A 23,004-nucleotide genomic window follows, 5' to 3' on the forward strand; every position below is an offset into this window, starting at 1 on the left:
CCGATGTCGGACGGTCGGGGGACGTCGGGGCCCGCGGTGATCAGGTGCCTCCCAGCCCCGCGGTAACGAAAAGATCACGGTGAGGCCTGTACAAAGCGACAGAGTCGTGCAGAATGGTGGGCGGCCATGACGACTGCACCCGAACTCGACCAGCACCCGGAGACCCCGGTGGTGCACCTGTCCCGTCGCGCTGCCCTCGAGGCCGAGCGCGCCGCAGCCCGGAAGCCCCAGCGCCGAGCGGAGAAGCCCGCCAAGGCAGTGAAGGTTGCGAAGCCGGCCGAGGTCGCGAAGCCCGTCGGCCGCCGCGCCACCGCAGCCCGCGCGACGACCGAGCACGCCGACACCCGCATCACGCGCGTGGTCCGCCGCCCCGCTGCCGCCGTGACGAGCGTCGCGAAGGCCCCACGGGCCTCCCGGTCCGGTCGTGCCGGACGGATCACCCTGACCAGCGCGGCCGCTGCGATCGCGATGTTCGCCGCCTCGGCGATGCCCGCCCACGCCAGCGCCGGCACCTCGATGGCGACCTCGACCATCGCGCCGATCGTGCGCACCCAGGACTACGCGGTCACCCAGGCGGTCACCGCGACCGGGCTCGACCGCGACGGGTTCACCGTCGGTGGCGGCACGACGCGCCGGGTCGTCACCACCGGCGGCACGGCCGACACGAGTGGCATCGCCGGCGAAGCTGTCTCGTACGGCGGCGCGGTCCGCTCCCCGTTCCCCGGCCCGGTGCAGATGAGCTCGGGCTTCGGCTACCGCTCGGCACCGTGCGGCGCGTGCTCCTCGCTGCACCAGGGCCTCGACTTCACGCCCGGGATGGGCACGGCCATCGGTGCCGTCGCCGCGGGCACCGTCCGGATCTCGGGCACGTACTTCTCGTACGGCAACGCCGTGATCATCGACCACGAGATCGACGGCCGCCAGGTGTCGACGCTCTACGGGCACATGATCCCGGGGTCGTCACCGCTCAAGGTCGGCGACCAGGTCGAGGCTGGCGAGTTCATCGGACTCGTGGGTTCCTCCGGCGTCTCGACCGGCGCGCACCTGCACCTCGAGGTCCTGATGGACGGCGTGACCCCGATCGACCCCGAGGCGTGGCTCGAAGCCCGCATCGGCCGGTCGCTGACGACGTAGCCGCGGCACCGCCCGCCGCACGCACCCCGGATGCACAGCAGACGTCGAGCGCTGGTGGGGTGACGTCCCAGCCGCCCTGTGCAGACTCACAGGCATGGACGATCACCACAGACCGCCCGCCCGACGTCGATCCGAGGAAGCTGCCCGCTGATGGGCGCCGACACCTGGATCGCCTTCGGGCTCGTCATCCTCTTCGTGCTCGTCGGCGGGGTCTTCGCCGCCGCCGAGATCGCGCTCGTCTCGCTCCGTGAGTCGCAGCTGCAGCAGCTCGAACGCCGGGGCTCCCGTGGCCTGCGGGTCGCCGAACTCGGACGCGACCCGAACCGGTTCCTCGCGGCCGTGCAGATCGGTGTGACCGTCGCCGGGTTCTTCTCCGCCGCGTACGGCGCCTCGTCGATCGCGCCCGACGTCGCACCCCTGTTCACCGGGCTCGGACTCGGCCAGGGGGCCGCCGAGACGGTGGCTCTCGTGCTGATGACCCTCGTCATCGCCTACCTGTCGCTCGTGTTCGGTGAACTCGTGCCGAAGCGACTCGCCCTGCAGCGGGCCGAGGGCTTCTCGATGCTCGTCGCGCCGACCCTCGACCGCTTCGCGACCCTGATGCGCCCGGTGATCTGGGTGCTGTCGGCCTCGACGAACCTCGTCGTCCGCGCACTCGGTGGCGACCCGAACGCCCGCAGCGAGTCGATGAGCACCGAGGAGCTCCGCGGCCTCGTCGACGAGCACACCGGCGTCGACGAGCAGGGCCGCCGGATCGCCCGGAGTGCGCTGGACGCCGGTGACCGGATCCTGCGCGAATCGATGCGCCCCTGGTACGACGTGTCCACGATCGACGCCGCACTGACCATCGCCGAGGCCACCGACCACGCGATCGAGGTCGGGCACACCCGGTACCTCGTGACCTCCGGCGGACGCGACGAGGTCGACGGCTTCGTGCACCTCCGCGACCTGCTCCGGCCGAGCGACCCGTCCGCACCGGTGTCGACCCTGGTGCGCCCGGTGCTCGCACTGCCGGAGACGAAGTCGCTGTCGAGCGCGATCGCGGACATGCGGACCGACGGGCACCAGATCGCCCTGGTGGTGGACGAGTACGGCGGCAGCGCGGGCATGGTCACGCTCGAGGCGCTGCTCGAGGACCTCGTCGGCCGTATCCGCGACGAGTACGACGAACCCACGGCCGAGCACGACGGTGTGGACGGGTCCACGGTGCTCGAGGACCTCGTCGCCGACGGCGGTCCGGCGCTGCCCGACGGCGACTACGAGACCGTCGGCGGGCTCGTCCAGGTCCACCTGGACCGCGTGCCGGAGGTCGGCGACGTGGTCGCCGCCGGCGGACACCGCCTCGAGGTGACCGCCATGGACGGTCACCGGGTGGCGCGCGTGCGGATCACGGCCGACGTCACGCTCTGAACTCCGCGCAGCTGACCGGGAGGCCCGTGGCGGCGCCGCCACGGGCCTCCCGTCCGCCCGGCGGGTACCGCCAGGGCCTGCCGAACGGACAGCGCTGCCACGTACGCTCTCCCCATGGGTATCGACGTGCGCAACGAGATCCGCGACTTCCTGTCCTCCCGGCGAGCGCGGCTCACCCCCGAGCAGGTCGGCATGCCGTCGTTCGGCGGCGGGGTCCGACGCGTCCCCGGGCTGCGGCGGCACGAGGTCGCGATGCTCGCCGGTGTGAGCGTCGACTACTACACACGCCTCGAGCGCGGATCGCTCAAGGGGGTCTCGGACAGCGTGCTCGAGGGCCTCGCGAGCGCCCTGCAGCTCGACGAGGACGAGCGCGTCCACCTGTGGGACCTCACCCGACTGGCGAACTCCGGCGTCAAGACGATGCACCGCACCGTCCCCACCCGGGTCCGCCCCGGCGTCCAGCGCCTGCTCGACGCCATCACCGGCGCGCCTGCCTGGGTGCGGAACGAACGCGGTGACGTGGTCGCGACGAACGAGCTCGGTCGCGCGCTGTACTCGCCCATGTTCGCCGGCCCGGGGCGCCCCGTGAACACCGCACGCTTCACGTTCCTCGACCCCGCGGCCCGCGACTTCTTCCCGGACTGGGCGCAGACCGCGAAGGACGCCGTCGCCGTGCTCCGGGCGGCCGCGGTGTCGAACCCGTGCGAGCCCGGACTCATCACGCTCGTCGAGGAGCTCTCCACGCGCAGCGAGGAGTTCCGCGGCTGGTGGGCCGCGCACGACGTCCGACTGCAGCGCGCCGGCGGGAAGCGCATCGACCACCCGATCGTCGGCGAGCTGCGACTGGCGTACGAGGCGCTCGACCTGGTCGCCGACCCCGGCCTGACCCTGTTCACGTACTCGGCCGAGCCGGGCAGCGAGTCCGAGCGGTCGCTGGCCTTGCTCGGCACCTGGGCCGCGACGGAACGGGCCGAGCAGTACGCTGCCCTGCGCGCGGCGGAGTCGGAGTCCGAGTCGGTCGACTGACCGCTGGTCGGCCCGGTGCGCGGTCCGTAGTGTGGGGATCGTGACGAGGACGACGGACGGATCAGCGGGGGACGCCGACTACTCCCGCATCGGCCAGGACTACCGGCAGTACCGCCGTCCCGAACCGACGTTCGCCCGGGCGATCGCGAAAGCCCTCGGCGACGCCCGCACCGTCCTCAACGTGGGTGCCGGTGCCGGGTCCTACGAGCCGACCGATCGCGACGTCACGGCCGTCGAACCCTCGGCGTCGATGCGCGCCCAACGACCGGACACCCTGTCGACGGCGATCGACGCCACCGCCGAGGACCTGCCCTTCGACGACGACTCGTTCGACGCGGCGATGACGACGTTCTCGGTGCACCAGTGGGGCGACCTCGAGCGCGGGCTGGCCGAGCTGCGTCGGGTGACCCGGGGCCCGATCGTGATCCTGACGTGCGACCCGGCCCGCGTCGAGGACTTCTGGCTCGCCGAGTACGCACCAGAGGTGATGGCGACCGAGGCCCGTCGCTACCCCACGCTCGACCGCATCGCCGCTGCACTGGGCGACGACACCGTCACGACCACCCCGCTGCCGATCCCGTTCACGTGCGTCGACGGCTTCTCCGAGGCGTACTACGCCCGGCCGGAACGCCTGCTCGACCCGGGCGCCCGGAAGGCGAACTCGGCGTGGAGCTTCGTCGACGAACTCACCGCACGGCGATCGGTGGCCGCCCTCCGCACCGCGCTCGACTCCGGCGAGTGGGACCGGCGGCACGGGGCGCTGCGGATCCGGCCGACCTACGAGGGCGCCCTCGTCCTGGTGACGGCCGTCCCCGCCGCTTGACACGTCGACGTAGGCTGGTCGCGTGAGCTTCCAGGAGGTGGTCGGCGCCCGTGACGCCGGCATCAGGGCGTGAGGCCCCCGGTCATGCCGCAGGCACGGCCGCCCTCGTCGAACCCTGACCTCCTTCCGCCCGGTGCGGTGTGCGTCCGCACGCCCCGGGCCCGCTCGAAAGCGATGCACCATGCTCCCCATCACGGAGAAGACCCTCCGCACGTCCTTCGTCAACGCCTCCCGCAAGGAGACGACCGACATCACGCTGCCCGCCGACTTCGAGGGGATCGACTGGGACGCCCTCGACTTCCTGGGCTGGCGCGACCCGAAGATCGGTCGGCGTGCGTACGCCGTCGTGCCGACGCTCGAGGGAACGCTCATCGGCATCGTGTTCCGGCAGGCCGAGGCCTCGTCGCGCTCGCGCGCCCAGTGCTCGTGGTGCCAGGACGTCAAGCTGCCGAACGACGTCGTGTTCTACAGCGCGAAGCGGTCCGGCAAGGCGGGACGGAACGGCGACACCGTCGGCACGCTCGTCTGCCAGGACTTCCAGTGCTCGCGGAACGTCCGGAAGCTGCCGCCGCCCGTCTACGAGGGCTACGACGTCGAGGCCGCGCGCCTGCGGCGCATCGAGGACCTGCAGCTGCGCGCAGCGTCCTTCGCCACGGAGGTCTGAGCCGCCGAGGTCTGAGCCGCCGGCGTCTCGCGTCCGCAACGCGACGGACGGCGGACGGGAGGCGCGGGGCGGGGCCGCCACGGGCCTCCCGTCCGGCAGACGCGACCGTTTCAGGGCCGCCGGTCGCGTTGCGGGGGAAACCGCCCGGTAACGCGGGTGAAACGGGCGTTCCATAGCCTCGGCACATGGACCTCGGCGACCTCGACGACGCGACCGCCCCCGACGCTGCCGCGGTGATCCGGCGCTGGGCGGACGTGCCCGCATGGGTCGACGCCCTGGTGGCCGCGCGCCCGTTCGGCACGGTGCCGGCGCTGCTCGACCGGGCGCGTGCCGAGTCGGCGTCGTGGGGTGCGCCGGAACTCGACCACGCCCTCGCGCAGCACCCGCGGATCGGTGAACGGACGACCGATGCCTCGTCGGCCCGCGAACAGTCGTCGATGCGCACCGCCGGCGACGAGGTGGCCGGCCGGATCGCCGACGGCAACGCCGCGTACGAGCAGCGGTTCGGGCGGGTGTTCCTGGTGCGGGCCGCCGGTCGGACCTCCGAGGAGCTGCTGGCCGAGCTCGACCGGCGCCTCGCGGGCGACCCGGCGGTCGAGACGCGCGAGGCCGCCGCTGCCCTGTCCGACATCGCCCTGCACCGCATCCGTGCGACCTTCGCCGTGCCGCACCTGACCACGCACGTGCTCGACGCCACCACCGGCACCCCGGCGGTCGGCGTCGGCCTGACCCTCAGCACCATCGACGGTGACGTCGTCGCGACCGGCTCGACCGACGCCGACGGCCGTGCAGCACTCGGCCCCGACGTGCTCGCGCGCACCGACCACGTGCTGCGCTTCGAGACCGGGGCGTACTTCGCCGCCGCCGGGACCCCGACCTTCCACCCGTTCGTGACCGTGGCGTTCCGCGTCACGGGCACCGAGCACCTGCACGTCCCGCTGCTGCTGAGCCCCTTCGCCTACAGCACCTACCGAGGGAGTTGACCCGCCATGTCGGAGACCACCGTCCACCTGGGACCGAACAAGTACGGCAAGGCCGAGAACCGCCTGGTGCGGGTGACCCGGCACGGTGACCGGCACGAGATCGCCGACCTGACCGTGACGTCGCAGCTCATCGGCGAGGCGTTCGCCGGGTCGTTCACCAGCGGCGACAACTCCCGGATCGTCGCGACGGACACCCAGAAGAACACCGTGTTCGCCCTGGCGAAGGAGCACGGCGTCGGCGCCCCGGAGGACTTCCTCGCACTGCTCGCCGACCAGTTCACGAGCGAGTTCGACTGGGTCGAGGGCGGGCTCTGGCAGGCCGAGGTGCACCCGTGGGAACGCATCACGGTCGACGGGCAGCCGCACGACCACTCGTTCCGCCGCACCGGCACCGGCACCCGCCTGGCGACGGTGCACGTCGAGGCCGGCGAGCGCCACGTCACCGGCGGCGTGAAGGACCTGGTCGTCCTGAAGTCGACCGGCTCCGAGTTCCACGGCTTCCCGCGGTCGCGGTTCACGACCCTGCCGGAGACGACCGACCGGATCATGGCGACCGAGGTCACGGCGCGGTGGCGGTACCTGCCGTCCGCCGTCGAGGCCGGGATCGCCTACGACGCCCTGTACGAGGAGGTCGTCGCGGTGATGCTCGAGCAGTTCGCCACCGTGCACTCACTCGCCCTGCAGCAGACGCTGTGGGGGATGGGCCGCGCGGCGATCGAGCTGCGGCCGGAGCTCGCCGAGGTGCGGTTCGCGATGCCGAACAAGCACCACTTCGTCGTGGACCTGTCGCCGTTCGACCTGACGAACGAGAACGAGGTGTTCATCGCGGCCGACCGTCCCTACGGGCTGATCGAGGGGACGGTCGTCCGCGACGGCGTGGCCGAGGCGCCCGGTGCGTGGGAGCACCTGCCAGCCTTCGTCTAGGCCGAGGGCTCGCTGCTCGACTCGCGCGATCCGTGCGGGTCGGGCAGTGCGATCGGCGCCGTCGACCGCACCCCGTCGTACGAACCGACCGCCGGGTCCTCGCCGTACCGCTCGGCCACGGAACGCGAGCCGAGCAGCAGGTTGAGCAGGATCGCCGCGACGGCACCGGCCGAGATCCCCGAGTCGAACACCAGGGTGAACCAGGTCGGGAACTGCCCGTAGATCTCCGGGGCGACGGTCGGCAGCAGCGCGATGCCGAGCGGCAGCGCCACGACGAGCACGTTCCGGTTGTCGAACCGCACCTTCGACAGCGTCCTGATGCCCGAAGCCGCCACCATGCCGAACAGGGCGACGCCGGCGCCGCCGAGCACCGCGTGCGGGATCGCCTCGACCACCGCGGCCACCTTCGGCACCAGGCCGAGCACGACGAGGATGCCGCCGGCCGCCGTCGCCACGTACCGGGAGCGCACGCCGGTCAGTGCGACGAGCCCGACGTTCTGCGCGAACGCCGTGTACGGGAACGTGTTGAACACCCCGCCGACGACGGTACCGAGTCCGTCCGCCCGCAGGCCGTCGGCGAGCGTGCGCTTCGACACGGGACGCCCGGTGACCTCGCCGACCGCGATCATGTCGCCGGTCGTCTCGGTCATGATCACGAGCCCGACGACGAGCATCGACACGATCGAGGCGAGGTCGAACGTCGGCAGCCCGAAGTGGAACGGCGTGACGAAGGCGAACCAGCCCGCGTCGCCGATGCCCGACCCGTCGACCATGCCGGGGACGAACAGCGCCACGACGGTTCCGAGCAGCAGCCCGAACAGCACCGACACCCGCGCGAGGCCGCGCGGCGCGAACCGTTCGACCAGGACGATCGCGAGCAGCACCCCGGCCGCGAACGCGACGTCGAGCGGGTCCGCAGCACCGTCCTTCCCGCCGTCGGTGACCCAGCCGGCGGCGACGCTCATGAGCGACAGACCGATGATGAGGATGACCGTGCCGGTGACGATCGGCGGGAACAGCCGGACGAGCTGCGCGAACCACGGCGCGACCACCACCATGAAGACCCCGCACGCGATCGTCGCCCCGTAGACGGCGGTGATGCCGTGCTCGGTGCCGATCGCGATCATCGGGCCGACCGCGGCGAACGTGACGCCCTGCACCAGCGGCAGCCGGACCCCGAACCGCCAGAAGCCGACGGACTGCACGATCGTGGCGAGGCCCGCGACGAACAGGTCGGCGCTGATGAGGAACGCCAGGTCGGCGCTGTCGAAGCCGAGGGCTCCGCCGACGATGAGCGGGACGGCGATCGCGCCCGCGTACATCGCGAGCACGTGCTGCAGTCCGAGCGGCAGGAGCCTGGCGAGCGGTGGGACGGAGTCGACGCCGTCGTCACTCCGGGTCGTGCGCGGTGTCTTCTCGGTCGTCATGGCGTCCCCTTCGAGCGGTGGTTTCCCTGTGCTCCGGACGCTATGCAGCCCGTGTTTCCCCGGGATGACGGGCGTGGGTCGCGTCGGTCACCGGGCTCCGGCCCGAAACGCACGCCGAGACGAGACGGGAGGCCCGTGGCGGATCCGCCACGGGCCTCCTGGCCGTCATCCGGTTGCGTCAGCGACCGATGGTCGACATGTCGGGGTAGCGGTCGCCGGTCGGGACCGGGAGCGCCGACAGGCGCGCGACCTGGTCCGCGGTGAGGGTCAGGTCGGCGGCTCCGACGTTCTCCTCGAGGCGCGACACGCGCTTCGTGCCCGGGATCGGCACGATGTCGTCGCCCTGGGCGAGCAGCCAGGCGAGGGAGATCTGTGCCGGGGTCGCCTCCGCCTCGGCGGCGATCTCCTTGACGGCGTCGACGATGCGCATGTTCTGCGCGAACGCCTCCTCCTGGAACCGGGGGTTCGCCAGGCGGAAGTCGTCGGAGTCCAGGTCGGACGGCTTCGTGATCGCACCGGTCAGGAACCCGCGGCCGAGCGGCGAGTACGGCACCAGTCCGATGCCGAGCTCGCGCAGGGTGTCGAGCACCGCACCCTCGGGGTCGCGCGTCCACAGCGAGTACTCGCTCTGCAGGGCCGTGATCGGGTGCACGGCGTGGGCCTTCCGGATGGTCTCCGGGCCGGCCTCGGACAGGCCGATGTGCCGGATCTTGCCCTCCTGCACGAATCCGGCGAGCTGCCCGATGACGTCCTCGATCGGGACGGCCGGGTCGACGCGGTGCTGGTAGTACAGGTCGATGTGGTCGGTGCCGAGGCGCCGCAGGGACCCCTCGAGCGCCTCGCGCACGGACTCGGGTGCGGAGCTGATGCCGCGGCCGGTGGCGGGCGTCTCCTCACCGATGGTGTGGGTGATGAGGCCGAACTTCGTCGCGATCACGACGTCGTCGCGGCGGTCGGCGAGGGCCCGGCGGAGCAGGTCCTCGTTCGTGTAGGGGCCGTACGCCTCGGCCGTGTCGAACAGGGTGACGCCGAGGTCGATCGCGCGGTGGATCGTGCGGATCGACTCCGCGTCGTCGGTGCCGGCGCCCGTGTAGAAGGCGCTCATGCCCATGGTGCCGAGGCCGACGGGTCCGACCTCGAGGTCTGCGAGCTTGCGTGTCTGCATGGTGCAGGTCTACTCCGGGTGCGCCGCTCGGAGGAAGGCACTGCCGGTGCCGGTCAGACACGGGCACCCTTCGTGTGGATCCTCCAAGGTCCACGCGGGGCAGCGAGGCCTTCTGGTGTGATCGGGGCGTGAACCTGTACTTCCGGCTGTTCCTGTTGCGCCTGCGTGTCCGGCTCCGCCCGACGATCGGTGGACGGCGGCCGTCGCTGTGGGACGAGGTCCGCACCCCGTTCCGCGTGACCCTGACCGACCTCGACCCGCTGCGACACGTCAACAACGGGAAGTACCTGTCGATGCTCGACCTCGGGCGGCTCGACCTGATGCTGCGGTCGGGGTTCTGGGGCGCGATCGCGGAGCGCGGCTGGTACCCGGTCGTCTCGGCGCAGACCATCACGTACAAGCGGTCCCTGACGCTCGGGCAGCGGTTCGAGCTCGTGACCCGGGTGCTCGGCGTCGACGACCGGGCCGTGTACCTGGAGCAGACCTTCGTCCGTCGCGGAGCCGTCGTCGCCCGTGCCGTCGTGCAGGCGCGGTTCCTGCGACGCTCCGGCGGGACCGTCCCGATGGCGGACCTGCTCGACGCCGTCGGCGGAGCACCGGCCGACCGTGAACTGCCAGCGTGGGTGCACGGGTGGGCGGGCGCCGTTCGGATCAGCAGCGCGGCGTAGACACGGCGGCGGTACGCTCGGGGGACGGGGTGGACGCCCCGGGACGGAAGGGGAACGTCATGGTCGTCGTGTGGATCGTCATCGGAGTGGTCGTGGCCATCGCCGCGCTGCTCACCGTGCTCGAGGTGCAGAACCGCCGCCGTGCGAAGCGCCTCGCCCACCTCGAACCCGTCGACCCGACCCTCGGAGCCCGATCCCTCGCCGATGCCGAAGCGGCGCACTCGATGACCGAGGGCCTCGCGAAGTCCGCACACCCCGGCATCACCGGTGCCGGCGGCGGACTCGCCGGGTCGTGACGCACCGCCCGACCAGGCGGATCCTGCTCGCCGGGGGCGTCGGACTCGGGCTCGCCGGGGTCCTGGCAGCGTGCAGCCGGCCGAGCCCCGCTCCGTCGGGTTCGCCGCGACCGACCTCCAGCGGCTCCGCACAGCCGATCAGGACGCCGTCGAGCACGCCGACGCCCGGCGGCCCCGACTCGTGGGACGCCCTCGCCGCCGCCGTCTCGGGCACGGTGCTCCGGTCCGGGTCGAACGGCTGGGACAGCGCCCGCGTGCTCGAGAACCCGCGCTACGACGACGCCGACCCGCAGGGCATCCTGCGCGCCGCCGGCGTGGCCGACGTGCAGGCCGGTCTCGCGTTCGCGCGGAACACCCGCACCCCCGTCGCACTGCGCGCGGGCGGACACTCGTACACGGGCTGGTCGGCCGGCGGCGCCCCAGGCACCGACGTCCCGCGGTCGCTCGTGATCAGCACGCAGGACCTCGACGGCATCGAACTGCACGACGACGACACCGTCACGATCGGCCCGGGCGCACGGCTCGGGGACGTCTACGCCGCGCTCGCGACGGCCGGACGGGCGATCGGCGCCGGCTCCTGCCCGACCGTCGGCATCGGCGGGCTCACCCTCGGCGGTGGGGTCGGCGTGCTCGTCCGCTCGTTCGGGCTGACCTGCGACCAGCTCACCGGCGTCACGCTCGTCACCCCGGACGGCGCCGTGCACGAGGTCTCGACGTCCAGCGAACCGGACCTGTTCTGGGCCTGCCGCGGTGGGGGCGGTGGAACCGTCGGCGTCGTGACCGCACTGACGTACCGGACGCAGGCCGCGCCTCCCGTCCTGCTCTTCACCATCACGTTCGCGTGGTCGGCCGCCGCTGCCGTCGTGCGCGCCTGGCAGGACTGGGCGCCCACCGCCGACCCGAAGCTGGGGTCGACGCTCAAGCTGCTGAACGGCAGTCGGCACACCGCCCCGACGGTCACCGTGACCGGCGTGTGGACCGGATCGAAGACCGGCGCCGACACCTCCGTCGACGGTTTCATCGCCGCCACCGGCGCGAAGCCGCTCGCCCACACCGGGCGGGTGCTCACCTACGGCGCCGCGATGTCCACGCTGGCGGGGAAGCCGCAGCGGGTGTCCGAGGCGGCGACGTCGTCGATCGGATCGGCGAAGCTCACCGACGCGCAGATCGAGGTGCTCGTCACCCGGGCGGCCGCAGCGGGCGACGTCGACGGCAACCTCGAGGGCGGGGTCGCGCTCGATGCCCTCGGCGGCGTCGTGGCGGACGTCGGCCGGACCGAATCGGCGTTCCCGTGGCGGTCCGCGCTCATGACCGTGCAGTACACCGCGGTCTTCGCCGACGGCGCGGACCCGGCCCCCTTCGACGCGTACGTGCGGGGGTTCCGCCGCGCCATGCGGCCGGCGTGGGGCGACGCGGCGTACGCGAACTACTGCGACGCGGCCATCACGGACCCGTCGGCCTACTTCGGGGACAACACCTCGCGCCTGCACCGCATCGCCGAACAGGCGGACCCGACGGGGTGCTGGCGCAGCCGAACTGGGTCTGACGCCGCACGAGTCTCGGCCCGGCGCACGCGAGTCTCGGTGTGAGCGACAGTTCTCGTGGAGCGCACCGCGAGGACTGTCGCCCACACCGAGACTCGGGCAGGCGCCGGGGCCGGCCGGCCGGCCGCGACCTACGATGACCGCATGGACATCGTCGACCTGGTGCTGCCGGACGCCGCTGCCTGGCGCGTGTGGCTCGACGAGCACGAGGACGACGCCGACGGGGTGTGGCTCGTGCTCGCGAAGAAGGGCTTCACGGAGCCGACGACCCTGACCTACGACCAGGCGCTCGACGAAGCGCTGTGCTCCGGGTGGATCGACGGGCAGAAGCGCGGCCGCGACGACGCGACGTTCCGGCAGCGGTTCACCCCGCGACGGAAGGCCTCACTCTGGTCGCAGCGGAACATCGGACTCGTCGCGACACTCATCGCCGACGGCCGGATGCGCGAGCGAGGGCAGGCCGAGATCGACCGGGCGAAGGAGGACGGCCGGTGGGACCGCGCGTACGCCGGAGCGGCGAGCGCCACCGTCCCCGAGGACCTGCAGGCAGCGCTCGACGCGTCACCCGCGGCAGCCGCCCTGTTCGCCGAGCTCGACGCGACGAACCGGTACGCCGTGCTGCACCGGATCACGACGGCGCCGAGTGCGACCTCGCGGACGAGCCGGCTGACGAAGCTCGTCGCCGGGTTGGCGCGCGGCGAGACGCCGTACCCGCGTCCGGACCGGTCGGAGCGCCGGGGGACACCGACTCAGGGACCGGCAACGCCTCCGGCGTAGACCGGGGTCATGACCACTGGCACCGACACCACGAACCGTCCGGCCGCCGCCTCCGGCACCTTCCGCATCGGGGGCGACCTCGAGGTCCACCGCCTCGGCTACGGCACCATGCAGCTCACCGGCCCCGGCGTCTGGGGAGCCCCGAAGGACCACGACGAGGCCGTCCGCGTCCTCAAGCGCGCTGTCGAGCTCGGCGTGGACTTCTTCGACACCGCCGACTCGTACGGCCCCTACGTCGCCGAGGAGCTCCTGCACGAGGCGCTCCACCCTACGGCGACGACGTCGTCATCGCGACGAAGGCCGGACTCACCCGGACCGGCCCGAACGAGTGGCCGCCGGTCGGCCGCCCGGAGTACCTGCGCCAGGAGGCCGAGATGAGCCTCCGCCGTCTGGGCCTCGAGCGCATCGACCTGTTCCAGCTGCACCGCATCGACCCGAAGGTCCCGCTCGAGGACCAGGTCGGCGAGCTGAAGAAGCTGCAGGACGAGGGCAAGATCCGGCACATCGGCCTGTCCGAGGTGTCGGTCGACGACGTCAAGGCGGCCCAGGAGATCGCGACGATCGTCTCCGTCCAGAACCTGTACAACCTGCAGAAGCGCGACGCCGAGGAGCTCCTCGACTGGTCGACCGAGCAGGGCATCGCGTTCATCCCGTGGTTCCCGCTCGCGACCGGCGGGCTGACCGGCGAGGACTCCCCGCTCACCGAGATCGCGTCGCGCAAGGGTGCGTCGCCGGCGCAGCTCGCGCTCGCCTGGCTGCTCAAGCGCTCGCCCGTCGTGCTCCCGATCCCCGGCACATCGAGCGTCTCGCACCTGGAGGACAACCTGCAGGGCGCGACCATCGAGCTGACCGACGACGAGTTCGAGGAGCTGTCGAAGCTGGGTTCCTGACACTTCGGTCGCGGACGCGACCGAACGGCGGACTGGAGGCCCGTGGCGACACCGCCACGGGCCTCCAGTCCGTCTCCTGGTTGCGGATGCATACGCGGTATGGGCATACTCGGTATGTCCATGGTGGACGGGAGACGGGGGAAGTGTCATGAGCGTACGGATGGGCGTACTCGCGCTGCTGGTGGGGGGACCCGGGTACGGGTACCAGCTCAGGGGAGTTCGAGCACCGCACCGGCGGGAGCTGGCCGCTGAACATCGGCCAGGTCTACACGACGCTCGACCGCCTGGAACGCGACGGCCTCGTGGCCCGCGGCGACACCGATGACGACGGCCACGTGGTCTACACGGTGACCGACGCGGGTCGCGGGGAGGTGGCGCGCTGGTTCAGCGAGCCGGTGCCCGCCAAGCGTGGTCGTGACGAACTCGCGATCAAGTTCGCGCTCGCCGTGACGGTGCCCGGCGTCGACGTCGAGCGCCTGGTGCAGGTGCAGCGCGGAGCGGCGATCCGGAACCTGCAGGACCTGACCCGGCTCAAGCGCACGACCGATCCCGCGACGGACCTGGCGTGGTCGCTCGTGCTCGAGTCGATGGTGTTCCAGGCCGAGGCCGAGGTGCGGTGGCTCGACCACGTGGAGTCGACCGTGGCGCGGTACCGGCCGGACGAGCACCCGGCGGCTGACGCTGGCTCCTCGTCCCCGACCACCGCCGACACCGCGCGGAGTGCACGGTGAGCGCCGCACCGCTCCTGCGGCTCGACGCCGTCAGCGTGCACTACGGCTCCGGCGCGAAGGCCGTCACGGCGCTGGCCGGCATCGACCTGGCCGTCCAGCGCGGTGAGATGGTCGCCGTCATGGGGACCTCGGGCTCCGGCAAGTCGACGCTGCTCGCCTGCGCCGGCACCCTGCTGCCGCCGACGAGCGGCGAGGTGCTGATCGACGGCGACTTCGTGTCCGACCGGCCGGCCAAGGAACTCGCGGCCCTCCGCCGTCGCCTCATCGGGTTCGTGTTCCAGGACTTCAACCTGATCCCCTCGCTCACCGCGGTCGAGAACGTGGCGCTGCCGCTCGAGCTCGACGGCTGGAAGGCCTCGCAGGCCCGCCGCGCCGCGGAACTGGCACTCGACAACGTCGAACTCGCACACCGCGCCGACTCCTACCCCGACGACCTGTCCGGTGGGCAGCAGCAGCGCGTCGCGATCGCCAGGGGCGTCGTCGGCGAACGTCGGCTCGTGCTGGCGGACGAACCGACCGGCGCCCTCGACTCGCAGACCGGCGAGGTCGTGCTCCGCATGCTCCGGCGGCACGTCGATGCCGGAGCCGGCGCACTGCTCGTCACCCACGACGCCCGGCACGCTGCCTGGGCGGACCGGATCGTCTTCCTGCGCGACGGTCGCGTGGTCGACGAGACCGTGTACTCGGGCGTCGAGCTCACCCTGTCGGACCGGACCGCATCGTGAGCCGGCGTCGGCGTCCCGGTACCGGCCGGACGCCGTTCGCCCTCCGACCGGCGCTCCGCCTGGGGCGTCGACTGGCCTTCGCGAAGGCCGGTCGGGCGGCGCTCATCATCGCGCTCATCGGCATCCCCACCGCCGGGTTCGCCGCGGTGGCGGTCGTCGTGCAGTCGACGCAGGCCACGACCGCGGAGTCGCTGGACTACGACCTCGGCAACGCGGCCGCGCAGATGCGGGTCTCCGGTCCGGACCTGCCCGGCATGCGGCAGGACCCGGTGCAGTGGCAGTTCACCGACGCGAAGCGGAACAGCCCGGTCACGAAGGCCGACGAGGACGCGCCGTTCGCGAACGTCCTCGCCCACGTGCCGGACGGTGCACTGTCGATCCCGGTCGGCGGCACACCCGTCGTGGTGCAGGGTCCGCGGGGCCCGGTGGGTCTGGCCGCGGTGGAGGGCAGCGTCTGGGACCCGTCGCTCGAGGGCCACTGGCGCGTCCTCGACGGTTCGGCGCCGACCGCGCGCAACCAACTGATGGTCACGCCGGCGACCCTCGACCGGCTCGGCGCACACATCGGTGACACCGTCGACCTCACCGATCCCGTCACGAAGCGGTTCACGATCACCGGGACGATGCGCGACCTCGGTTCGGCGCCCAGCGAGCAGGGCGTGTTCCTGCCGTGGGGGACAACGCTGTCGACGACGGACACCACCGACGACGTCGGCCTGACCGACGTCACCGTCTACCTGCCGTCGGACGCCCCGACCTGGTCGGAGATCCGGCAACTCAACGCGCACGGCATCGTCGTACAGTCCCGCCCCGTCGTCCTCGACCCGCCGGACGCCCGCCTGCCCGGCGGCCAGATGAGCTCCTCGCTCCTGTGGTATCTCGGTGCGATGGCACTGCTCGGTGTCTTCGCGATGTTCGAGGTCGCACTGCTCGCCGGGGCCGCGTTCCTGGTCGGCACCCGGGCGGACACCCGTTCGTACGCGATCGTCACGAGCGTCGGCGGGGACAAGCGGTTCGTCCGGACGATCGTCGCCGGGTCCGGCCTCGTGCTCGGGTCCATCGGTGCGGTCCTCGGCGTCGCGGTGGGCACCGGGATCGGCGTCGCGGTGTTCCGCCTGATCGACAACGGCGACGTCGTGTCGTTCCCGGGCCTGCACGTGCCCCCGCTCCTGCTGCTCGTGGTCGCGGCCGCCGGCGTCCTGGCCGGACTGGTCTCCGCCCTCGTCGCCGCTCGCGCCGCCACCCGGATCAACGTGCTCGCGGCGCTGCGGGGTTCGCTCCGACCCGCGCCCGTCGACCGTCCTGCTCGTCGTCGGCGACGCATCTGGGGGCCGGTGCTCGTCATCGCCGGCGCCGTGATGACGCTGGCCTGCGGCGTCGGGGTGCTCATGCTCAACGACCGCCGGGTGCAGGACGACCACTGGGCCTGGGTGGTCGGTGCCGGAGTCGCGCTCGGACCGTGCCTGATGCAGCTCGGCATCGCGATCTGCTCGCCGTGGCTCCTCGCCCTGGTGTCCCGGATGTCCGCACGCCTGGGCCTGTCGGCTCGGTTGGCCGCCCGCGATGCCCGGCGCAACCCGGTCCGGACGGTGCCGGTGCTCGCCAGTGTGATGAGCGTCGTGTTCGTCGCGTCGGTCGTGATCACGTGGAGTGCATCGAGCCACGCGCAGTACGTCCGCGGGTACGAGTACCGCACGGCCGTCGGGGTAGCGACGTCCGAGGTGCAACTGTCCAGCAAGGACGGTGCCGCATCCGGTCACGACGCGGCGTTGACGGCCCACGCCGCGAAGGTCGTGGCGCGGGTGCTCGACCACGACCGGATCCGGGTGCTCGGCGTGGCCGAGGGCTGGGCGGGCGACACCCCGTCGTCTGTGACGATGCCGCACCGGTGGACGGACTTCGACTGCCCCGCCAACGACACCACCGACTGCTCGTACTACCTCGACACCGCTGACGCGACCGTCCCGCACATCTGGACCGGTACCGTCGACGACTACGCCGTGCTCACCGGACACCGACCGTCTGCTGCCGTGCGGGATGCGCTCGAGGGCGGCAAGGCGGTGTCACTGTGGCCGGAGTACGCCCACGACGGTGCGGTCCGCATCGACACGTTCCACGACCGCACGTGGGAGAGCCCGACGATCACGACGACGACGAAGCCGGACGCCAGCGTGTCGATCCCGGCCGTGCTCGACGTGCAGTCGCCGCGGATCCAGGTCGGGGTCTTCATGACGAAGACGACCGCGGCGCACTACGGGGTGCGCGCCGTCGACGGCATGCTCGTCACGACGCTGCCCGGGGCCATCGCGCCCGAGCAGTGGGACGAGCTGAGTTCCGCCTGGCAGAGCTTCGGCGGCGCGGACCGCGCTCGGTGGGACGGCCCGCAGTTCGCCTACGAGGCCGGCCCGGTGGACAACGGCGCGCTCATCCGCGCGATCGTGCTCGCGTTGGCCGCGGCCGTGACGATCGGTGCGACGGCGGTGGCCATCGGGCTCGCACGGTCCGACGGGCGCCGCGACGACGAGGTGCTCGACGCGATCGGCGCTGCACCACGCTTGCGTCGACGGGTGTCGACCTGGCAGGCGGCGATCCTGGCCTCGGTCGGCGCGGTGATCGGCACCCTGCTGGGGCTGCTGCCGATGCGGGCGCTCACCCTGCGGTTCACGGAACCCGTGGTCGGCACGAACCACATGCCGTTCGTGCCGGACTGGCCGATGCTGGCCCTGCTCGCGATCGGTCTGCCGCTCCTGGTGACGGCCGGGGCATGGCTCACCGCGCACGGTCGACGCCGGGTGGCGGTGCGGCGAGCGCACTGAGTCCTGGAGCGGTCAGACGCCTGGCTGCACGACCATGAGGACGGCGACGACGACCCACACCAGGTTGAACAGGCCGACCAGGGCGGCGAGCTTCCGCGGCGAGCTTCCGCGGCGAGCGCTCGGTACCGTTGCCGCGCAGGACCTCGCGCTGCTCCGGCAGGACCCCGAGCGCGAGGATCCCCGCAGCCACCGCGGTCAGACCGATCGAGACGAGCAGCCAGGCCTCGTCGAGCGCCCCGACCTCGAACGCCAGGGCGGTGCCGAACGTCGGGACGGCGAGCGAGATGATCGAGTACACGTGGCAGATCCGGTGCAGGACCTTGGCGACCGCTCGGGCCCCTGGTCGTCCGGATCAGCGACGAGCGCGCGGGCCGGCTTCGGGAACATGCTCCCGGCGACCGCGACGGGCCCGAGGGTGAGCAGCGCCGCCACGACGTGCACGGTGAGGAGGACGCTGGACATCGCTTCCAGCCTAGGGCGCGGTACTTCGTGAGCAGAAATGGTCGGGTCGCTGTTGGCGGACTCGACCGTTTCTGCTCACGAAGTGGTCGTCGTTCGCACCGATCGCTCACCGCTGGGCGATGGGCACCTCGGCCAGCACGACCTCGTCGTCCATCGGGATCGGACCGCGCACCCGGGGACCCCGTCGACCCACTCGACCGTCACCCCCGCGGCCGCGAGCCCTGCGACGCTCAGGTCGATCCGGAGCAGGGGCAGCGCGAGGTCGCCGTACCGCTCGGCGACGACCCCGGACACCCGGTCGGGTGTGGTGGCGCGGACGTACCCGCCTGGCTCGAGCGGCACCCCTCGGGTCGACACCTCGTACTCGCCGAACCCGCGGCTCATCTCCCAGTCATCGGCGATCGCCACGTGACAGACCACATCGGTCATGGACCCTCCTCGGTAATGAAACGGGAGCGTATCATTACCGCTAGGGTGGGTCCGTGAACAAGCGTGGACGTCCGACCGCCGACGAGCGGATCGCCCGGGACGAGCGGATCCTCGACGTCGCGACCGACCTGTTCCTGGAGCACGGGTTCGCGGGCGTCGCGCTCGACCGCGTCGCCGCCGAGTCCGGGGTCACCAAGCGCACGCTCTACACGGCGTTCGGCGACAAGCCCGCGATCCTGCGCGCGGTCGTCCGCCGGCAGCACCCGTACGCCGACCAGCCCACCGGCGACCTCGTGTCCACGGCCACGGCGATCGGCAGCGCGTTGCTCTCGGACCGCGCCGTCGCCCTGCACCGGCTCGTGATCGCGGAGTCGACGCGGTCACCCGGGCTCGCCCGCGAGTTCCACGAGGCCGGACCGCTCGCCGCCCAGCAGGCCCTGGTCCGCGCCGGAGCGACTCCGGAGACCGCCGCCGAGCTCTTCACGCTGCTGCTCGGCGAGCTCCACCGCCAGCGCCTGCTCGGCCTGGCTCCGGCGCCGACGGCGGCGGACGTCGCCGCACGCGCCGCGCGTGCCGTCGCGGTGCTCTCGACCTGACCCCGTGGCGGACGGGAGGCCCGTGGCGGCGTGACCACGGGCCTCCCGTCCGTCCGCGACATCGTGAGCAGAAATGGTCGGGTGGCCGTCAGTGGACCCGACCATTTCTGCTCACGAAGCGGCACGCGGCGCGAACCGCGCTCAGGCGGGGTCGGGCAGCGCCTCCGCGTACGTGCGGAACTCGCCGCGCTCCGAGTGGATCGCCCAGAGGCGATCCGCGATGGACTCGCCGGAGTGCTCCGGCTGCCCGTCGTCGATGCCGAACGGGATGATGAGCTGACCGACGTGGACCTGCTCGTCGCGCACGGCGTCGTGCAGGAGCTGGGCGTAGGCACTCTCGGCAGCGAAGGCGACCGAGGTGCCGGTGACCCGGGCGCCGGGACGCACCGCACTGCCGCCGTTCACGAACAGGATCGTGCCGTGGCCGATCGCGCGCATGCCGGGCAGCACCTGGCGCACCGCGTTGACCGAGCCGTAGACCGAGAACTCGATCGGGCCGACCAGGTCGTCCGCGGTGGTCTCGAGCACCGGGCGCATGTACTCCTTGGCGGGGAGCGGGCTGTACTGCAGCACCTCGATGGGGCCGAGCTGCTCGGTCGCACGCTCGAGGGCGCTGCGGAGCGAATCGCCGTCGCGGACGTTCGCGGCGAACCCGGCGGCCGTGATGCCCTGCTCGCGCAGCGACGCGGCGAGGCCGTCCAGGCGGTCCTGGTTGCGGGAGACGAGGGCGATCGAGAAGCCCTCGCGGCCGAAGCGTTCGGCAACGGCGAGACCGAGGCCCTTGCCGGCCCCGATGATGGCGATGGTGGTCATGCAGAGTACTCCTCGTCGGTGACGTGCTCGAGCCAGGTGGTGGTGGTCGCCGGGTCGTCGGCGAGGTCGAGCATCGCGAGGTGCTCCATGGAGTCCGTCGGGGTCGCACCGTGCCAGTGCTCCTCACCCGCAGGCGTGTAGACGGTCTGGCCCGGCTGGACCTCGATCACGCCGCCGTCACGGGTGCCCATGCGCGCGACGCCCTCGGTGACGTGCAGGGTCTGACCCTTGGCGTGCGAGTGCCAGGCGGTGCGGGCGCCGGGCAGGAACCGGACCTTCGCGACGGTCATCGACTGGCCGGCTTCCTCGGGCTGGCGATGGCGTCGAGGTACACGTCGCCGGTGAACTGCGCGGCCGGGTTCTTGACGGTCGGCTGCTTCGGTTGGATCTCCATGGCCCCGACGGTAGGCCGATGTGCGCATCGGAGGGAGGTGCCGGCCGTACCCCTCAGCCGTTTCCCGAGCACGGCGTGTGTGATCGACGCACGATCCGGGAGGACCACCGTGGACAGCAGCGAACACCCGAACCCGCACCCGCACCCGCACCCGCACCCGCACCCGCACCCGAGCCTCACCCGCGCCCGCCGCGCCTGGTCCGCTATGGGCATCGCCGCGGTGGCCGCACTCGCTCTGGGCGGCTGCGCCGATGCCGCACCGGACGACGACCGCGGCTCGTCGGCGAGCGCCCGCGCCACCGCCCCCGCCGACCTGCCCACCGGGCAGGTCGCGCTCGACGGCGACACCAGCGACGTGGTCACCGGGCTCGAGGCACCGTGGTCGGTCGTCCGCACCGGCGACGACGGCGACGCCCTGGTCAGCGAACGCGACTCCGCGAAGGTCCTCGAGCTGCAGGACGACGGCACGACGCGCGAGGTGGGCACCGTCGACGGCGTCAGCCACGGCGGCGAGGGCGGACTGCTCGGGCTGGCCCTGCACGACGACGACCTGTTCGTGTACTCGACGGCCGACGACGGCAACCGGATCCAGCGGTTCGAACTGACGGGCAGCACCGGGTCATGGGCGCTCGGTGACGCCACGACGATCATCGACGGGCTGCCGTCGAACACGTTCCACGACGGCGGCCGCATCGCGTTCGGCCCCGACGACATGCTCTACGCCAGCGTCGGGGACGCCGGCACGAGCGGTGACGCGCAGGACGAGGACTCGCTCGCGGGCAAGATCCTGCGGCTCACCCCGGACGGCGACGTGCCGGACGACAACCCGTTCGACGGGTCACCCGTCTGGAGCCTCGGGCACCGCAACGTGCAGGGCCTGGGGTGGTCGTCGGACGGGACGATGTTCGCGTCGGAGTTCGGCGAGAACACCCTCGACGAGCTGAACGTGATCGAGGCGGGCGAGGACTACGGCTGGCCCGAGGTCGAGGGCGAGGGCGGCGAGGACCAGGGCTTCGTCGACCCGGTGCAGCAGTGGTCGACGGACGAGGCGTCCCCGAGCGGCCTGACGGTCGTCGACGACACCGTGTTCGTGGCCAACCTGCGCGGCGAGGTGCTCCGGGCGATCCCGGCGGACGACCCGGGGACCTCGACCGAGTACTTCCCGGGCGACTTCGGCCGGATCCGGACCGTGCTCGAGGGGCCGTCGGGCGCGCTCTGGTTCGTCACGAACAACACCGACGGCCGTGGTGACCCCGCAGCGGGGGACGATCGCATCGTCTCGGTCCCGCTCACGCGGGCGGCGGGCTGAGCCAGCGACCTCGCCCCACAGGGGTTCCGGCAGCCCCTCGCTCGCACGCTGCCCAGCCGGTTACCGTGACGGCATGAACCACCGCGACGAAGCCCGCGACTTCCTGTCCAGCCGTCGCGCCCGCATCACCCCCGAGCAGGCCGGGGTCGAGACCTTCGGCACCCGCCGTCGGGTCACCGGGCTCCGGCGCGAAGAGGTCGCACGGCTGGCAGGCGTCAGCATCGACTACTACACGCGGCTCGAGCGGGGGAACCTGCAGGGCGTCTCGGACAGCGTGCTCGAGGCCGTCGCCGGCGCACTGCAGCTCGACGCCGCCGAGCTCGAGCACCTGCGCGACCTGTCCCGGCACCAGAACGCGACACCGCGGCGAGCGGGCAAGGTCGTGCCGGTGGCCGCCGTCCGCCCGGAGCTGCAGTACCTGCTCGACGTCATCACCGACGCCCCGGCGATGATCATCAACAACCGGCAGGACATCGTCGCCGCCAACGCGCTCGGCTACGCGATGCACTCGGACCTGGTGGCGGCACCGGCCCGGCCGATGAACTTCTCGCGCTTCATCTTCCTCGACCCGCAGGCCCGGAACTTCTACCAGGACTGGCAGCGGGCGGCGCACACGAACGTCGCGATCCTGCGGCGCGAGGCCGGCCGCACGCCGAACGACCGCGACCTCGCAGCCCTCATCGGCGAGCTGTCGATGCGGAGCGACGACTTCCGCGCGCTCTGGGCGGCGCACGACGTCCGCCGCCACTACGCCGGCGTGAAGTCCTTCCGGCATGCCGTCGTCGGTCCGCTCGAGCTGCACTTCCAGACGCTCGAACTCGCCGAGGACCCCGGGCTCGCGCTCACGATCTACCCGGCGACCCCGGGCAGCCCGACCGCCGACGCGCTCCGCCTGCTCGCTTCGTGGGCGGCGACGGAGCAGATCGTGGAACGCGCGCGCGAATCCGCCTGACGGGTACCAGCAACCCCTTCTTCCCCGCCCGGCACCGTCCTACCGT

At 72.3% G+C, this 23,004-nt stretch carries 22 protein-coding genes and 4 pseudogenes; 20 read left to right on the forward strand and 6 right to left on the reverse strand.

Translation table 11 applies throughout. From position 1 onward, the window contains the following. Window positions 1-126 precede the first annotated feature (126 nt). The 8 genes and pseudogenes from JN350_RS02300 to pucL all read left to right on the forward strand — a co-directional run bounded on the left by JN350_RS02300 (window position 127) and on the right by pucL (window position 6,964). The gene (locus tag JN350_RS02300) at window positions 127-1,134 is read left to right on the forward strand and encodes a M23 family metallopeptidase (protein ID WP_205463408.1); all 1,008 of its coding nucleotides are present in this window, start codon (window positions 127-129) and stop codon (window positions 1,132-1,134) included. 150 nt (window positions 1,135-1,284) lie between these two features. Beyond that, window positions 1,285-2,544, forward strand: a complete 1,260-nt coding sequence (locus JN350_RS02305; protein WP_111083594.1) for a hemolysin family protein — start codon at window positions 1,285-1,287, stop codon at window positions 2,542-2,544. Between the two features lie 114 nt (window positions 2,545-2,658). Then, complete coding sequence (locus JN350_RS02310; protein ID WP_205463409.1) at window positions 2,659-3,570, forward strand: helix-turn-helix transcriptional regulator; 912 nt, start codon at window positions 2,659-2,661, stop codon at window positions 3,568-3,570. A 40-nt stretch (window positions 3,571-3,610) separates the two neighbouring features. After that, window positions 3,611-4,393, forward strand: a complete 783-nt coding sequence (locus tag JN350_RS02315; protein ID WP_205463410.1) for a class I SAM-dependent methyltransferase — start codon at window positions 3,611-3,613, stop codon at window positions 4,391-4,393. A gap of 181 nt (window positions 4,394-4,574) precedes the next feature. Next, entirely contained in the window at window positions 4,575-5,057 is a 483-nt protein-coding gene (locus JN350_RS02320) for an FBP domain-containing protein (protein WP_205463411.1), read from the forward strand. A gap of 185 nt (window positions 5,058-5,242) precedes the next feature. Next, window positions 5,243-5,701: pseudogene (uraD, locus tag JN350_RS18850) on the forward strand (2-oxo-4-hydroxy-4-carboxy-5-ureidoimidazoline decarboxylase); the annotation flags it as partial. A gap of 18 nt (window positions 5,702-5,719) precedes the next feature. After that, window positions 5,720-6,040: a hydroxyisourate hydrolase gene (uraH, locus tag JN350_RS18855; RefSeq protein WP_240347675.1), complete on the forward strand. Its 321-nt coding sequence runs from the start codon at window positions 5,720-5,722 to the stop codon at window positions 6,038-6,040. A gap of 6 nt (window positions 6,041-6,046) precedes the next feature. Beyond that, complete coding sequence (gene pucL / locus JN350_RS02330; RefSeq protein WP_205463413.1) at window positions 6,047-6,964, forward strand: factor-independent urate hydroxylase; 918 nt, start codon at window positions 6,047-6,049, stop codon at window positions 6,962-6,964. Here the strand turns inward: pucL and JN350_RS02335 are convergent. Beyond that, window positions 6,961-8,391, reverse strand: coding sequence for a nucleobase:cation symporter-2 family protein (locus JN350_RS02335; protein WP_240347487.1), 1,431 nt, complete (start codon window positions 8,389-8,391; stop codon window positions 6,961-6,963). The genes pucL and JN350_RS02335 overlap by 4 nt on opposite strands. Before the next feature lie 178 nt (window positions 8,392-8,569). After that, the gene (locus JN350_RS02340; RefSeq protein WP_205463414.1) at window positions 8,570-9,556 is read right to left on the reverse strand and encodes an aldo/keto reductase; all 987 of its coding nucleotides are present in this window, start codon (window positions 9,554-9,556) and stop codon (window positions 8,570-8,572) included. Between the two features lie 128 nt (window positions 9,557-9,684). Between JN350_RS02340 and JN350_RS02345 the strand changes: the two genes are divergently transcribed. The 9 genes and pseudogenes from JN350_RS02345 (at window position 9,685) to JN350_RS02380 (ending at window position 18,003) form a co-directional block, all read left to right on the forward strand. Beyond that, window positions 9,685-10,224 carry an acyl-CoA thioesterase gene (locus tag JN350_RS02345; RefSeq protein ID WP_205463415.1) on the forward strand — a complete coding sequence of 180 codons (540 nt, stop codon included), beginning with the start codon at window positions 9,685-9,687 and terminating at the stop codon, window positions 10,222-10,224. A 59-nt stretch (window positions 10,225-10,283) separates the two neighbouring features. Next, entirely contained in the window at window positions 10,284-10,520 is a 237-nt protein-coding gene (locus JN350_RS02350) for a hypothetical protein (RefSeq protein ID WP_205463416.1), read from the forward strand. Beyond that, window positions 10,517-12,109, forward strand: a complete 1,593-nt coding sequence (locus JN350_RS02355; protein ID WP_205463417.1) for an FAD-binding oxidoreductase — start codon at window positions 10,517-10,519, stop codon at window positions 12,107-12,109. Before JN350_RS02350 ends, JN350_RS02355 begins: the two co-directional genes overlap by 4 nt. Before the next feature lie 99 nt (window positions 12,110-12,208). Then, complete coding sequence (locus tag JN350_RS02360) at window positions 12,209-12,841, forward strand: YdeI/OmpD-associated family protein (RefSeq protein ID WP_205463418.1); 633 nt, start codon at window positions 12,209-12,211, stop codon at window positions 12,839-12,841. Window positions 12,842-12,850: 9 nt separating this feature from the next. Next, window positions 12,851-13,731: pseudogene (locus tag JN350_RS02365) on the forward strand (aldo/keto reductase). 254 nt (window positions 13,732-13,985) lie between these two features. Continuing rightward, window positions 13,986-14,048: pseudogene (locus JN350_RS20475) on the forward strand (PadR family transcriptional regulator); the annotation flags it as partial. 18 nt (window positions 14,049-14,066) lie between these two features. Continuing rightward, window positions 14,067-14,462 (forward strand): hypothetical protein, encoded by a 396-nt coding sequence (locus JN350_RS02370; RefSeq protein ID WP_461963517.1) that lies wholly within the window; start codon window positions 14,067-14,069, stop codon window positions 14,460-14,462. After that, window positions 14,459-15,187, forward strand: coding sequence for an ABC transporter ATP-binding protein (locus tag JN350_RS02375; RefSeq protein WP_205463419.1), 729 nt, complete (start codon window positions 14,459-14,461; stop codon window positions 15,185-15,187). The genes JN350_RS02370 and JN350_RS02375 overlap by 4 nt, the downstream gene beginning before the upstream one ends. Then, complete coding sequence (locus JN350_RS02380; RefSeq protein ID WP_205463420.1) at window positions 15,184-18,003, forward strand: ABC transporter permease; 2,820 nt, start codon at window positions 15,184-15,186, stop codon at window positions 18,001-18,003. Before JN350_RS02375 ends, JN350_RS02380 begins: the two co-directional genes overlap by 4 nt. On the opposite strand, the gene JN350_RS02385 is transcribed toward JN350_RS02380, so the two are convergent. Continuing rightward, window positions 17,957-18,301 (reverse strand): hypothetical protein, encoded by a 345-nt coding sequence (locus JN350_RS02385; RefSeq protein ID WP_205463421.1) that lies wholly within the window; start codon window positions 18,299-18,301, stop codon window positions 17,957-17,959. The genes JN350_RS02380 and JN350_RS02385 overlap by 47 nt on opposite strands. A 239-nt stretch (window positions 18,302-18,540) precedes the next feature. Beyond that, window positions 18,541-18,894 carry a DUF952 domain-containing protein gene (locus JN350_RS02390; RefSeq protein ID WP_205463422.1) on the reverse strand — a complete coding sequence of 118 codons (354 nt, stop codon included), beginning with the start codon at window positions 18,892-18,894 and terminating at the stop codon, window positions 18,541-18,543. A 53-nt stretch (window positions 18,895-18,947) separates the two neighbouring features. Between JN350_RS02390 and JN350_RS02395 the strand changes: the two genes are divergently transcribed. Further along, window positions 18,948-19,490 (forward strand): TetR/AcrR family transcriptional regulator, encoded by a 543-nt coding sequence (locus JN350_RS02395; RefSeq protein WP_205463423.1) that lies wholly within the window; start codon window positions 18,948-18,950, stop codon window positions 19,488-19,490. Between the two features lie 141 nt (window positions 19,491-19,631). Here JN350_RS02395 and JN350_RS02400 read toward each other — a convergent pair whose 3' ends face one another. Together JN350_RS02400 and JN350_RS02405 are read right to left on the reverse strand one after the other, a co-directional pair. After that, window positions 19,632-20,303: an SDR family NAD(P)-dependent oxidoreductase gene (locus JN350_RS02400; protein WP_111083610.1), complete on the reverse strand. Its 672-nt coding sequence runs from the start codon at window positions 20,301-20,303 to the stop codon at window positions 19,632-19,634. Further along, window positions 20,300-20,697: pseudogene (locus tag JN350_RS02405) on the reverse strand ((R)-mandelonitrile lyase). Before JN350_RS02405 ends, JN350_RS02400 begins: the two are co-directional and overlap by 4 nt. A gap of 205 nt (window positions 20,698-20,902) precedes the next feature. Between JN350_RS02405 and JN350_RS02410 the strand changes: the two are divergent. Beyond that, the gene (locus tag JN350_RS02410) at window positions 20,903-22,006 is read left to right on the forward strand and encodes a PQQ-dependent sugar dehydrogenase (protein ID WP_205464339.1); all 1,104 of its coding nucleotides are present in this window, start codon (window positions 20,903-20,905) and stop codon (window positions 22,004-22,006) included. Window positions 22,007-22,079: 73 nt separating this feature from the next. After that, the gene (locus JN350_RS02415; RefSeq protein WP_205463424.1) at window positions 22,080-22,958 is read left to right on the forward strand and encodes a helix-turn-helix transcriptional regulator; all 879 of its coding nucleotides are present in this window, start codon (window positions 22,080-22,082) and stop codon (window positions 22,956-22,958) included. The last annotated feature ends 46 nt before the right edge of the window (window positions 22,959-23,004 follow it).

The sequence above is a fragment of the Curtobacterium sp. 24E2 genome, assembly GCF_016925595.1.
In the GTDB taxonomy this organism is placed as follows: Bacteria; Actinomycetota; Actinomycetes; order Actinomycetales; family Microbacteriaceae; genus Curtobacterium.